The sequence below is a fragment of the Brevibacterium sp. FAM 24630 genome, assembly GCF_049804075.1.
Taxonomy (GTDB): Bacteria; Actinomycetota; Actinomycetes; order Actinomycetales; family Brevibacteriaceae; genus Brevibacterium.
In genome coordinates this window covers 68,056-80,415 of the sequence record NZ_JBNBZD010000011.1, presented here as the reverse complement: position 1 = coordinate 80,415, position 12,360 = coordinate 68,056, and the positions used below count along the sequence as shown (strand labels likewise).

12 protein-coding genes are annotated in these 12,360 nt (G+C 64.5%); 5 read left to right on the top strand and 7 right to left on the bottom strand.

Annotation, left to right across the window (positions count from 1 at the left end):
* Positions 1–3: 3 nt before the first annotated feature.
* The 3 genes from ACPUD7_RS10240 to ACPUD7_RS10230 form a co-directional block, all read right to left on the bottom strand.
* A complete protein-coding gene (locus ACPUD7_RS10240) occupies positions 4–1,512 on the bottom strand; it encodes a pyridoxal phosphate-dependent decarboxylase family protein (protein ID WP_425119825.1) in 1,509 nt (502 codons plus the stop codon).
* Positions 1,505–2,878, bottom strand: coding sequence for an MFS transporter (locus ACPUD7_RS10235; protein WP_425119824.1), 1,374 nt, complete (start codon positions 2,876–2,878; stop codon positions 1,505–1,507). The genes ACPUD7_RS10240 and ACPUD7_RS10235 overlap by 8 nt, the downstream gene beginning before the upstream one ends.
* A 108-nt stretch (positions 2,879–2,986) precedes the next feature.
* On the bottom strand, positions 2,987–3,832 hold the full coding sequence (locus tag ACPUD7_RS10230; RefSeq protein WP_425119823.1) for an urea carboxylase-associated family protein: 846 nt from the start codon (positions 3,830–3,832) through the stop codon (positions 2,987–2,989).
* Between the two features lie 137 nt (positions 3,833–3,969).
* Between ACPUD7_RS10230 and ACPUD7_RS10225 the strand changes: the two genes are divergently transcribed.
* The 3 genes from ACPUD7_RS10225 (at position 3,970) to ACPUD7_RS10215 (ending at position 5,387) form a co-directional block, all read left to right on the top strand.
* The gene (locus tag ACPUD7_RS10225; RefSeq protein WP_425119822.1) at positions 3,970–4,248 is read left to right on the top strand and encodes a hypothetical protein; all 279 of its coding nucleotides are present in this window, start codon (positions 3,970–3,972) and stop codon (positions 4,246–4,248) included.
* Positions 4,249–4,329: 81 nt separating this feature from the next.
* Complete coding sequence (locus tag ACPUD7_RS10220; protein WP_425119821.1) at positions 4,330–4,875, top strand: TIGR03086 family metal-binding protein; 546 nt, start codon at positions 4,330–4,332, stop codon at positions 4,873–4,875.
* 59 nt (positions 4,876–4,934) lie between these two features.
* On the top strand, positions 4,935–5,387 hold the full coding sequence (locus tag ACPUD7_RS10215) for a carboxymuconolactone decarboxylase family protein (protein ID WP_205683399.1): 453 nt from the start codon (positions 4,935–4,937) through the stop codon (positions 5,385–5,387).
* A gap of 29 nt (positions 5,388–5,416) precedes the next feature.
* Here the strand turns inward: ACPUD7_RS10215 and ACPUD7_RS10210 are convergent, their stop codons facing one another.
* From ACPUD7_RS10210 to ACPUD7_RS10195, 4 genes are all read right to left on the bottom strand, one after another.
* Complete coding sequence (locus tag ACPUD7_RS10210) at positions 5,417–6,940, bottom strand: tripartite tricarboxylate transporter permease (protein WP_425119820.1); 1,524 nt, start codon at positions 6,938–6,940, stop codon at positions 5,417–5,419.
* Positions 6,937–7,503, bottom strand: coding sequence for a tripartite tricarboxylate transporter TctB family protein (locus ACPUD7_RS10205; protein ID WP_425119819.1), 567 nt, complete (start codon positions 7,501–7,503; stop codon positions 6,937–6,939). Before ACPUD7_RS10205 ends, ACPUD7_RS10210 begins: the two co-directional genes overlap by 4 nt.
* Positions 7,500–8,432, bottom strand: a complete 933-nt coding sequence (locus tag ACPUD7_RS10200) for a Bug family tripartite tricarboxylate transporter substrate binding protein (protein WP_167854494.1) — start codon at positions 8,430–8,432, stop codon at positions 7,500–7,502. Before ACPUD7_RS10200 ends, ACPUD7_RS10205 begins: the two co-directional genes overlap by 4 nt.
* 363 nt (positions 8,433–8,795) lie before the next feature.
* Entirely contained in the window at positions 8,796–10,082 is a 1,287-nt protein-coding gene (locus ACPUD7_RS10195; RefSeq protein ID WP_135542272.1) for an adenylosuccinate synthase, read from the bottom strand.
* Positions 10,083–10,398: 316 nt separating this feature from the next.
* Here ACPUD7_RS10195 and ACPUD7_RS10190 point away from each other — a divergent pair, with 316 nt between their 5' ends.
* Together ACPUD7_RS10190 and ACPUD7_RS10185 are read left to right on the top strand one after the other, a co-directional pair.
* Positions 10,399–11,676, top strand: a complete 1,278-nt coding sequence (locus ACPUD7_RS10190) for a PLP-dependent aminotransferase family protein (protein WP_240690090.1) — start codon at positions 10,399–10,401, stop codon at positions 11,674–11,676.
* 108 nt (positions 11,677–11,784) lie between these two features.
* Complete coding sequence (locus tag ACPUD7_RS10185; RefSeq protein WP_425119818.1) at positions 11,785–12,324, top strand: hypothetical protein; 540 nt, start codon at positions 11,785–11,787, stop codon at positions 12,322–12,324.
* Positions 12,325–12,360 lie beyond the last annotated feature (36 nt).

Here is a 12,360-nt window from a genome sequence, read left to right as displayed (position 1 = left end):
GACTCAGTCTTCGCTGGCGCGGGCGAGCAGCTCGGTCAGCAGCGCCTCGGTCACGGCCGTCGGCAGGGCTTCGATGAGCGCCATGAGCGGCCCGAGCCTGCCGGGAACACCACCGCCGGTGCCTGCGAGCCTGAGCAGCAGGGCGCACATCGCCGGGCTCGGCCGATTGCCCCGTGGATAGAGCGCCCGTGCGATCCTCGCAATCGATGCCGCCGAGTGCGGTCTCTTTCCCCGCACCCGATCGGCCGAGCCGGAGACGGCTGCCAGCAGATCGGGCATCACAGTCTCCGTGACCGGGGTGATGGTGAGGTGGACGCTGCGGGGCAGAGACGTGCCGTCGGACTGGGCGTAGCCTGGCTGGTGCTGGAGCATGAACCCCGCCGTCCGCACCTCGTCGGCCAGGCGATGCGGATCGACCCGGCGTCCGGCGGGCACGGATGGGTCCGCGATGAGGGCGAGCGCCGGCCCGGTGGGCCGTCCCCACACGGTCAGGCCGTCGATGTTCTCGACCGCGGCGATGATCGCCTCGGTGGTCCGGCGGCAGGAGGCGACCGCCTCGGCGTAACCGACCTGCCCCAGATAATTGATGACCGCCCAGGCTGCGGCCAGCGGGGATGCCGACTTCGACCCCAGCAGCGTCGGGTTGACCACGGGATAGGCCGGCCAGGAGCTCGTCGCGAAGAACTGTGCGCGGTGCCGGCGGCGGCCGCGGTGCAACAGCACAGAAACGCCCTTCGGCGCGTACCCGTACTTGTGGAAGTCCGCGGAGATGCTCGTGACGCCGGGCACCGCGAAGTTCCACGGCTGCGTACCCGACCACCACGGCAGTGCCAGTCCCCCGAAGCAGGCGTCGACGTGCAGCGACAGCCCGCGTTCACGGGTGCGGCCGGCCACCTCGGCGATGGGGTCGATCGCTCCGGTCGGGTAGGCCGGTGCCGAGAGCACGACGAGGGCGACATCGTCATCGAGGCGGTCGATGATCTCACCGGGACGCACCCGGCCGTCGGCGGGCACCGGAACGGGATCCCAATCGAGGTCGAACAGCGCCGCCGCCTTCTGGAAGGCGGCATGCACCGTCACCGAGGTGAGCAGCCGCGGCCGGCGAGCCGAGTGCGGATTCTGCTGCCGCCAGAGGTCGCGGGCGGTTTTCACGGCGAGCAGGCAGGACTCGGTGCCGCCGCTGGTGACCGAACCGAACACCTTCCCCCGGGTCCCGCCGGTGATTCCGGCGGCGAAGCGGACGAGGTCCTTCTCCATCCGCGCGATCGAGGGGAAAGTCAGCGGGTCGAGCCCGTTGAGGGGGCGGGCGGATTCCATCGCCGCCCCAGCCAACGTGTCGATGACCTCGTGACCGGGGTCGTAGACATAGGACAGGACCCGCCCACCGTGGGTGGGGGCGTCGGCGGTGCGCATCCGGCTGAGCGTTGCGAGGATCTCCTCGGCCCGTGGATCGAGGGGCCCGCGCCGAGGCGGCCCGGCCGGTTCCCCATGGCGGCGCGGCTGATCACTCACGGTCGACCTCATCCTTGCGCAGTCGGTACCGGGCCAAGGTCACCAAGCTGGCAACCATGAGCAGTGCCGGAATGAGCGAGAACGCCAGTGCAATGCCCAGCAGGGCCGCTGCCGGCTGGGCGACGGTGACCTCGGCAGTGGATTCGATGTAGCCGGTGACGGCCAGGACGATCGTGAGCACGGTCGACCCGAGCGCCATTCCGGTGGTCTCCCCGGCTGTCCAGACTCCACCGAAGACGCCTGCCCGATCGCCGTGGGTGCGGGCGTCGACGGAGATGACATCGGGCAGCATCGCCATCGGCAGGGTCTGCATGCCCGCATAGGCGGCACCGGCGAGGACGATCGGGGCGATGATCCAATAGCCGGGGGCCCAGATCAGCGGGATGGAGGCGAGGTTGGCCGCGAGGAAGAGTGCGCTGGCGATGACGAAGGCGCGTTCTTTGCCGAGGCGGCCGGCCACGGATTTCCACACAGGGGCGACGAGGAGCGCCGGGGCGATGAGACTGACGAAGAGCAGCGTCACCGCCCCTTCGTCACCGAGCAGCCAGCGGGCGACGAACTGGGCCGCGGCGAGCATGAGACCGGTGGTCAGCCCTTGGATGACGAAGGTGGCCAGGAGCGCGCGGAAGTGTTGGCTGTCCCTGAGCGTGCGCCAGCCGCTGCGATAGTGCTCGAGCACCGGGATGCCCGGTGTGCGCGTGTATTCGCCCACCGGTTGAGCGAGTGCGCCCTCGCAGCGGCTGACCGGCACGATCGTCGTGGCCGCCCAGGTGCCGATGAAGAGGAGGACGCCGGCGGCCACGGCCATGGCGAAGTACCCCAGGTACGGGTTGTCGACGAGGCCGCGGATCTCCGGGCCTCCCCCGCCGAAGATGAGGATGGCGGCGGTAAGCACGACGACGCGCCAGGTCAGCAGGTGGGTGCGAGCCGAATAGCGTGGGGTGAGTTCGGCCGGCAGGGCGATATAGGGCACTTGGAACAGGGAGAAGCAGGTGGCGGCGAGGAGGAAGGAGATGAAGACCCAGACCATTGCGGCGGCCGGCGGCAGGCCAGGTGGGACGGAGAATGTGGCGATGAAGGCGAAGGGCAGGCCGATGGCGCCGAGGATCATCGGGCCGCGACGAGTGCCCTTCGACTGCAGGGCGCGGTCGCTGAGCCCGCCGATGATCGGGTCGATGAGGACGTCCCACACCTTCGCCAGTGTGATGACAGCACCCGCGGCGAGCGCGGAGACGCCGAGGGCGTCGGTGAGGTAGTAGATGAGCACGAGGCCGGGCAGGGTGGCGAAGCCGCCGGTGCCCAGCGAGCCGAGCGCGTATCGGACCGTTGTCATCCTCGACAGGCCCGGACCACCGTGTCCAGTCATGTTCACATGCTACGTGGCCACGGCCTCGAACGATTGCGCCCGCCGCCTGACTCGGTGGCGGCCGCGGTTTCCATCGACTGCGGCCGCCGCGTGTTCCTGGATATCCGCTCAGCTGCCCCAGACCTGCGGCTTCAGTCCGTGCTGTCCCCGATATCGCGGTGACTGCGGTTCCGTCCACTCGCCGAGGAGGCCCTCCGCCAGCCGGTAGACCGTGACCTTGAGCGGGTGGCAGTTGTCCACCGGGTCCTCGTTGTCCTCACCGAACATCGGTGCGGACAGGTCTCCTCCCGGGCAGGTCGACAGGGCTGCGAGCAGATCCTGTTCGGCGAAGAACTCGAAGTGGTCACCGGGTGTCGCCGGACAGGTCTTCATGAAGTATTCGTCGTTGTCGTTCAGCCCTGTGCACTGGAAGACATTGAGCACATCGTGGACGTCGAACTCCGTGAGGCCATAGGGCAGGACGGCCCGGACCAGGTTGGAGTGGCAGTGATAGTCGAAGGCGACTCCGCTCAGCATCTGTGAGACATAGGGGTCGCAACGGGTGCCCAAGGTGTCATGCAGCCGACCACCTTCGGCGTCGGTGCCGTAGTCGGCAAGGGTGTCGCTGACGATCGTGGCCATGGGGCGGAGGAACGGCAGCGTCGACCACAGCCGATCGAAGGTGGACACATGCGCGGCTTGCAGCTGCCGGGTCCTGCCTGCCCAGAAGCGCTCCCTGGGGTCATGGCGATTCCACAGGTTGAGGTCCCCGACCTGCGGGCCTTCGACGGTCGAGATCCGACACACATGTCCGGCGGAGATGTCCCACGCCTGTCCCGAGCGGATCGGCACCGTGAATTCGTCGACGATCTCCCGGTTGTCCGTGTCCTTCCCGATCCGTCCATAGAAGTCTTTGTCGACGTCGAGTGCGGAACCCTGGTAGGCCGCTTCGGTCAGGCGTGCGTTCTGGTTCATGGTCGTCCCTCCCCTGCTGCGAATTTCGGTGGTCTGCCTGCCACAATGCCACCTTCCCACCCTCGACCCAAGTGCTTGCCGAGGAGGTCTATGCTGAGAAGAGAGTCGTCGTTCGCGCCGCATCGTAGGAGGTCGGAATGGCTGAAGAGGACATCGACATCGAACTGCAGGACACCGGAGAGTTCCTGGCCAGCATCCATACGGATACCGGAACGGAGGAGATCGTGCTCATCCTCTCCGATGCCGAGGACGTCTCCGACGGTGTGCTGGGCAATGACGAAGCCACCGCACGGGCCACCGTGGTATTCATGCTCAAACATCAGGCCGCCGGAGATCTGCCGGATCGGATCGACCTCGTTGACATCTCCGCAGCGTACGACGGAGGAATCGAGGCCATCCGCGACCTTCGCAGCTGAACTCCGTTTCACCGGGAACGCAGACCGACGAGGGTCTGTTCTCTCCTGACAGCGGACCGGATGCGGGTATATGGTCGAAACATGTCTGGAAGCACAGATCGATACACTGCCATTTCCGATGAGTTCGAAGCCCGGATGCTCGGCATCGGTTCCGATGATTGGCAGAAGACCGTTCCGAGCTGTCCCGATTGGACCGTCGAAGAACTCGTCGAACATGTCCTCGGTTCCCACAGATCAATACTCGCTGTGGCCGGACAGTCCTTCGCACCAGAAGCCGGCACCGAGCTCATCGCTCGTTTCGCTCAGGCGAGGGAAGCTGCCGTTCAGGCTCTCATCAACCCTGACATCGCAGACACCCAGGTGGAGTCACCACTGGGCGCGATGACGTTCGCTCAGCTGTCCGACACCCTGCTCTGCGGTGACACACTGTTCCACACCTGGGACCTTGCGCACGCGACCGGCCAGGATGAGAACCTCGACGAGTCCTCCTGCCACGCAGTCCTCGACGCGCTGCGTCCGTATGACGATGCAATTCGCGCCCCAGGATTCTTCGCCGCCAAGATCACTCCGCCGGCCGATGCCGATGCGCAGACTCAGCTGCTGTGCTTCGGTGGTCGCAGAGCCTGACACCTCTCCGAGGAGTTCCCTCCGCGGAGGCAAAGAAGAAACACACAAAAGAGAAGAAGATGACGAACATGTCGGACACTCAGCGTCTCAACATCCAAGCTGTCGACAAGAATGCCTACCAGCCGCTGGTGGCGATGGAGAAGTACATCCACAGCGGCAGTCTCGGCGAGGGTCTGCTCTCGCTCATCAAACTGCGTGCTTCACAGCTCAACGGCTGCGCGTACTGCTTGAACATGCATGCCGGCGAAGCCCGCAAGGCCCAGGTCGACCAGGTCAAGGTCGATGTCCTTGCCGGATGGCACGAAGCCGCCTCCGTCTACTCCGACCGCGAGCAGGCCGCGTTGCGCCTGACCGAAGAGGTCACGCGCATCTCCGACGGCGTCTCCGATGACACGTGGGCGGCCGCCTCGGCGGTGTTCTCCGAACAGGAGATGGTCGAACTGCTCATGGCCGTTTCAGCCATCAATGTCTGGAACCGTCTGGCAGTGGCCACCCACCAGCACCTGGACTGAGGTTCTGAGAAGATCAGTGCACCGAATCATCAGCGTCGTTCGTTCGCTGGCTGATGATCGGCACTGGTCTTCGTGCCCACCATCTTCTTCCACGGCAGGGCCGTCAGCAGTGCGAGGACGGCGATGGCGAGGAACAGCAGCACCAACGGCTGAGAGATCATGGTCCAGAAGTTGCCGCCGGAGAGGCCGAGCGCCTGCTGCAGGTTCCGCTCGAGCATCTCGCCGAGGACCAAGCCGATCACGAGCAGCGCCGGAGACATGCCGACGAGACGCATGACATAGCCGAGAACGCCGAACGCCAGAGCAATGTACACGTCTGTCGCGGAGTTGTGGATGCTGTAGCAGGAGATGAGAGCCAACATGAGGATCGTCGGTGCCATGAAGGGCATCGGAATGGCCAAAATCTTTGCGAGCAGAGACGAAGCACTGATATTGACGACGACGCCGAGGATCGCACTGATGAAGAGCGCTCCGACAATCGTCCAGCCCAGTTCCGGATTGGCATCGAAGAAACCCGGCCCCGGGTTGAGCCCGTACATCATGAGATAGGCCAGCAGCACTGCGGTCGTACCTGAACCGGGAATTCCCAGGGTCAGCAGCGGAACCATTGATCCGGAAACCGCAGCATTGTTTGCTGCCTCTGGTGCGACCAGCCCCCTGACAGCTCCCTTTCCCATTCCTGCCGAAGCAGGGGCGAGACGCTTTTCGAGCCCATAGGAGAAGAACGCCGCGATGGTTGTTCCCGCTCCGGGGAGAACACCGGCGATGAAACCGATGATCGACCCTCGGATGCCCGGCAGCGTTCCCTGTCTGAGTTCGGCCTTGGTAGGAAGGAACCGCCCCGACAGACCTTTGACCGCTTGCGAGTTCATGCCCATGTTCGTGCTCGCGAGGATTTCACCGATGCCGAACACGCCGATGATCGCCACAATCGGATCGATGCCTTCGAGGAGTGTGAACGTGCCGAAGGTGAAGCGCGGAAGCCCTGACTGCAGCTCGATTCCCACCGTGGAGATGGCCACCCCGATGACGACTGCGGTGAGACCGAGCATCGGCGCTGAGCCGACAAGAGTGGCACTGAGGACGAGAGCCATGACGACTACCGCGAAGTAGACGGCCGGTCCGAAGGCCAACCCCATCTCCGACATGGGACCGGCGATGAACGCGAGTCCGAGGAATGCAAGGATGCTGCCGAGGAACGAGGCCAGTGCTGAAATCGACAGCGCACTTGCCGCTTTTCCCTTCAACGCCATCGGGTGACCATCGAGGGTGGTCATGATCGCGCCCGGATCGCCGGGGATGTTCAGGAGGATCGCAGAGATGCGCCCTCCGTATTCGGCACCGAGGTAGAGGGAAACCATGAGTGGCAGCGACAGCTCGGGTGGCACGGTCATCGCCACTGGAAGCAGCAGCGCGATCGCCGTCGAGGGGCCGACACCGGGAAGCAGACCCGCGACCGTACCGAGGATGACTCCGAGGAGGATGACGAGCAGCAGCGTCGGTGACGTGGTGATCGTTCCCAGAGCGCTCAACAGATCTGACAGGGTATTCATAGGTTCAGCCCTCCGAACACGAGGTACTCGAGCCAGCCGACTGGAAGCAGCACGTTCAGCCAGACATCGAAGACGAGGAAGAGGATCATTCCGATGACGAGTCCGAGGACGAGCACCCAGACCGCTTTGAGCGGTCTGAGTCGAACTCCGAAGACGAGCGTCGTCGTGAGCACAGAGAAGACCGCAGCCGCCTCGGCGAATCCGATGAGGAAGATCGATACTGTGAACAGTGCGAAGAGAACGATGCACGTGAGCACTCGAACCAGCTCGATGCCGGTCTCAGGTCTGGTTTCGCCCTTTCCTCGCAGCAATGAGAACAGGCCGAGCGCTGTGGTGCCTACGAGCACGATGCCGACGACGACAGGGAACGTCTTGGGGCCGATTCCGTCTTCGCCTTCGACACTCGGCAACAGGAGAGCGTTGATGAGATAGAAGAGTGCCAGCCCCAAGAAGACGACTGCAGCGATGGTCTTCGACGCAGCTGTGCTGCCCGGCTCGATCTCAGCAGCGGTCTCCGGGCCTTCGACGGCTGCCGGACCGTCAGCCTGGGCTTCGGAACTCATTTGCTCAGTCCTACCTTCTCCAGCACTTCTCGCGATTCTTCTTCCTCGGGCATGATCACCGTCTCCAGCCATTCGTCGCCGGGCAGATAAGCGGGATTGATGCCGAGTGCATCAGACTGTTTGACGAATTCGTCCGAAGCGACGCCCTTCTTCAGCGCCTTCTGCCACCAGGCGACGGCCTCCTCGGGCATATCTGCCGGGCCGAACACTCCTCGCCAGTGGTTGATGGTGATATCCATATCGAGGTCGTGCCAGGTCGCCGCGCCTGTGCCGGGACCGTCTTCGATGGGTTCCGGGGCCGAGACCGCGATGATCTCCACGTCCCCGCTTTCGACCAGCTCCACAGCCTCCGACATTCCTGTCGAGGCGACATCGATGCGCCCGCCGAGGAGTTCATTGTTGAGGTCACCGCCGTCGGAGAATGCCACGAGATTCAGTGCGCTGAGGTCGTCGACTCCGTATTCGTCGGCGGGTCGGAGGACATTGAGCTGATCATCGCTGGGCACGGTGCCGATGCCGAAGTCGACGCTGCCCGGGTCGTCTTTGATCTGTTCGAGCACTTGCTCGGCTGAGTCGTATTCGGACCCCGACTTCACCATCCAGACCTCGTAGTCTGTGGTCAGCTGCGCAATCGGCGTGAAGTCGTCGATCGACATGTCGGTCGTACCGGTGATGTTCGACAGGAGCACACGGTTGGACTCGACCACCACCGTCGTCCCGTCATTCTCCCGTTGCAGAACTGCCGCTCGTGCAGGGTTGCCACCGCCTCCGCCCATGTTCTCAATGGTGACGAAGCTTTCGACACCCGCGTCTTCGAGTCCGTCCTTGGTGATGCGAGTCGTCAGGTCGAGGCCGCCGCCAGGGGAACCTGCCGCGATCGCGGTGACCCGAGGCGGTGGAAACCCTTCCCCGCGGTCGATTTCGGGCATGCATGCGGTGGTCGAAGCGACGAGCAGAACGCTTGCGATTGCCGCGAGCCCACGAGCTGCGCCGAGAGGAGAACGACGGTCAGCGAGAGCGCTCAACCATGTATGCGACGGCGAAAACATGGTTTCAGACGCTAGCACTTTCCCATATCGATTCTCAACGAATCTTGCGAACATGAGATGAGATTCCTGAGAGTGAAGAAATTATGTCCGCCGAAGGTGGAGTTCAGTGAAGGGCGGGGCCGACATGACTGTCGACCCCGCCCTTCACTCGTCACGTGCCTCAGGTGCTCACGTTTTCAGACAGCGACGCGCGCCCTGCCCTCAGTCCGAGACGCGCTTCCTGCCCCACCGGGCCGTTGCCCCTCAGTCCAACAGATCGTGGCGCACGATCGACTGTTCGCGGTCGGGGCCGACGCCGATGACCGACATCCGGCAGCCCGAGATCTCCTCGAGCGCGAGCACGTACTTCTGCGCATTGATCGGCAGGTCGTCGAAGGTCCGAGCCGCGGTGATGTCCTCGCTCCACCCGTCGAAGTATTCGAAGACCGGCTTCGCGTGGTGGAAATCGGTCTGGGACATCGGCATCTCGTCGAAACGCTGCCCGTCGACTTCGTAGCCCACGCAGACGGGGATCCGGTCGATGCCGGTGAGCACGTCGAGCTTCGTGAGCACATAGTCGGTGAAGCCGTTGGTGCGTGCCGCGTAGCGGGCGATGACCGCGTCGTACCAGCCGCAGCGGCGCGGGCGACCGGTGTTGACTCCGAATTCGCCGCCGGCCTTCTGCAGGTATTCGCCCATCTCGTCGAAGAGTTCGGTCGGGAACGGACCGGCGCCCACACGTGTGGTGTAGGCCTTGACGATGCCGACGACTCGGTTGATCCGGGTCGGTCCGATGCCGGTGCCCACGCAGGAGCCGCCGGCGGTCGGGTTCGACGAGGTGACGAACGGGTAGGTGCCGTGGTCGACGTCGAGCATCGTCGCCTGGCCGCCTTCCATGACGACGACCTCGCCGCGATCGAGCGCCTCGTTGAGCATGAGCTCGGTCTCGGCGACGTAGGGGCGCAGCCGTTCGATGAAGGGTTCGAAGTACTCGACGATCTCCTCGACGGAGACGGCCCGGCGGTTGTAGACCTTGACGAGCAGTTCGTTCTTCTGCCGCAGCGACCCCTCGATCTTCTGCCGCAGGATGGACTCGTCGAAGATGTCCTGGACGCGGATGCCCAGCCGCCCGATCTTGTCCATGTAGGCGGGTCCGATGCCGCGCCCGGTGGTGCCGATGGCGCGTTTGCCGAGGAACCGTTCGGTCACCTTGTCCATCGTCTGGTGGTACGGAGCCACGAGGTGGGCGTTGGCCGAGACCCGCAGCTTCGAGGTGTCCGCACCGCGGGATTCGAGGGCATCGATCTCTTCGAAGAGTGCTTCGAGGTTGACGACCACGCCGTTGCCGATGACCGGGGTGACGTTCGGTGAGAGGATTCCTGCGGGCAGCAGCTTGAGTTCGTACTTCTCGCCGCCGACGACAACCGTGTGGCCGGCATTGTTCCCACCATTGGGCTTGACCACGTAGTCGACGCTGGTGCCGAGGATATCGGTGGTCTTACCTTTACCTTCGTCGCCCCACTGAGCGCCGACGACAACGATTGCTGGCATGAGAGTACTTCACCTCGAAGTGAAAGGGGATGTCATTACGCGCTAAGTCTACTGGGTCACACCGACACAACCACCAGCGGGAGCATCCGATCACCGAGGCGGCGCCACCCCTGGCGCCCCGTCCTGGCACACTCTCCCACTCACTCCCTCGACGCTCGTGACGCCGCCGACTGCGCAGAACCGCCAGCATCCTTGTTCGCCACGTCACCCGGCCCTATGCTGAAGTCACCCACGTATCACGTCGTTCGGGCAGGAGCCTTCTGAACGTCGCCGGAGCAGTCGACTTCAGGGCATCACCGCTCTAAGGAGGTCGCTCATGTCCACCACCTCAATGCACCCGGCCACGAGTTCATCGCAGAACCCTTCGCCTTCGTCGCAGAATCTCTCGCTGCCGTACGCCAGCCGACACGACAAGCTCATCGGGTCCGTCATCGATGCCTCCACCACTCTGCTGGCCGCGTACGACCACGACATCGTCAAATTCGGGATGGGGGCACCCGCACCGGACATGCTGCCGGCGAAGGACTTCGCACGCATCGCCGGCGAGGTCTTCTCTCCGGAGAACTTCACCTACGGGGAGACGAAGGGCGAACCGATCCTCATCGAGGCGCTTCACGACTACCTCGCCTCCAGCGGACAGATCCCACCCGAACAGCAGGGCAACCGCGACCGTCTGCTCATCACCTCGGGCGGGATGCAGGGCCTCGACCTCGGGTTCAAACTCTTCGTCAGCCCCGGCGACCTCGTCGCCTGCGAATCCCCCACCTACACGAACGGTTCGGCCACAGCCATGAGCTACGAGGCGGAGATCCTCGAGATCCCCGTCGACGAAGACGGCATGCAGGTCGACGCCCTCGAAGAGCACACCGCACGAACCGGGCGCGCTCCGAAGGTCATCTACACCGTCCCGACGTTCCAGAACCCTGCCGGTGTGACGATGTCCCTGCCCCGCCGCGAACAGCTGCTCGCCTTCGCCCACCGTCACCGTTCGGTCATCATCGAGGACAACCCGTACGGCATGCTCCGCTTCTCCGGCGAATCCCTGCCGGCGCTCAGCGATCTCAGCCCGAACGATCCCCTCATCTTCGGCGTCCGCACCTTCTCGAAATTCGTCGCCCCCGGACTGCGCGTGGGCTGGATCGACGTCGACCCCGAGATCCGCGAACTCGCCGTCAACGCGAAGCAGACGATGGATTCCTGCGCGGCCGTGCCCAACCAGCACCTCATCGCCCGCTGGCTGGCCGAAGGCGGCGCGGACTCCCACGTCGAGGTCCTGCGTCAGGCCTATCGCGAGCGCAAGGTCGCCATGTCCGAAGGACTTCAGCGACTCTTCCCCGGCGAGATCCGAGCCACCGATCCCGACGGCGGATTCTTCCTCTGGGTGACCTTCGACGACGAGACGATCAACACCGAAGAGCTCATGCCCACCGCTCTCGAAGAAGGCGTCGCCTACATTCCCGGGCCCGCGTTCTCCCCTGCCGGGAACTTCTCGAACGCGCTGCGCCTGTGCTTCGCCTCGGCGACGCCCGACCGCATCGATGACGGCCTCGACCGTCTCCGCCGCGCCGTCGATCGGTACCGTTCCGAACGCTGACCTCCCACCACCCCTCGCCGAGGCGGCCGGCCCGACATGTGCACAATCACACGTTGAGCGTGCCCGATTCCGGGGTTCGCGGCCTCGGCAGTCGACGATAATGGAGATATGCGTATCAGACCGATCACCACTGTTGCCCTTGCCGGTCTTCTCGCTCTCAGCGGATGCTCCGGTTCCACCTCGGACGACTCCGAGCAGGCTCCGACCGACGACGCACAGTCCCAGAGCCCGGAAGCGGCCGAAGAGACTCCCAGCCGGCAGGCCCCGACCGAGGGCTCGGACGAGGACTCCGGCACGGACGATTCGTCCAGCACGGACGAGGACTCGGGTTCGGCCGACGATTCCGAGGAATCGCACCTGAAGCTCGACACCGGGGAGAAGACGATCACGATCGACCCCACCGATGTCTACTGCTCCGGGAAGCCGGGCAGCCTCCGACACATCATCGGCAAGACGAACAATAAGCTGCCTCTGGTCAAGGCCGAAGGCACCGACTTCGTCATGGTCAAGGTCGGTCAGGGACGGCCCTTCAAGGCGAATCGTCCCAAGGGCGTCGACATCGGCGACGAGAGCGTGACATTCGACGGAACCGAGCTCGGCACGGCAGTGCTCGACGGAACCATGACCTGCACCGACTGGGAGGACTGAGACAACTCCCGCACACACTGCGCGCCGCGGCCCCGA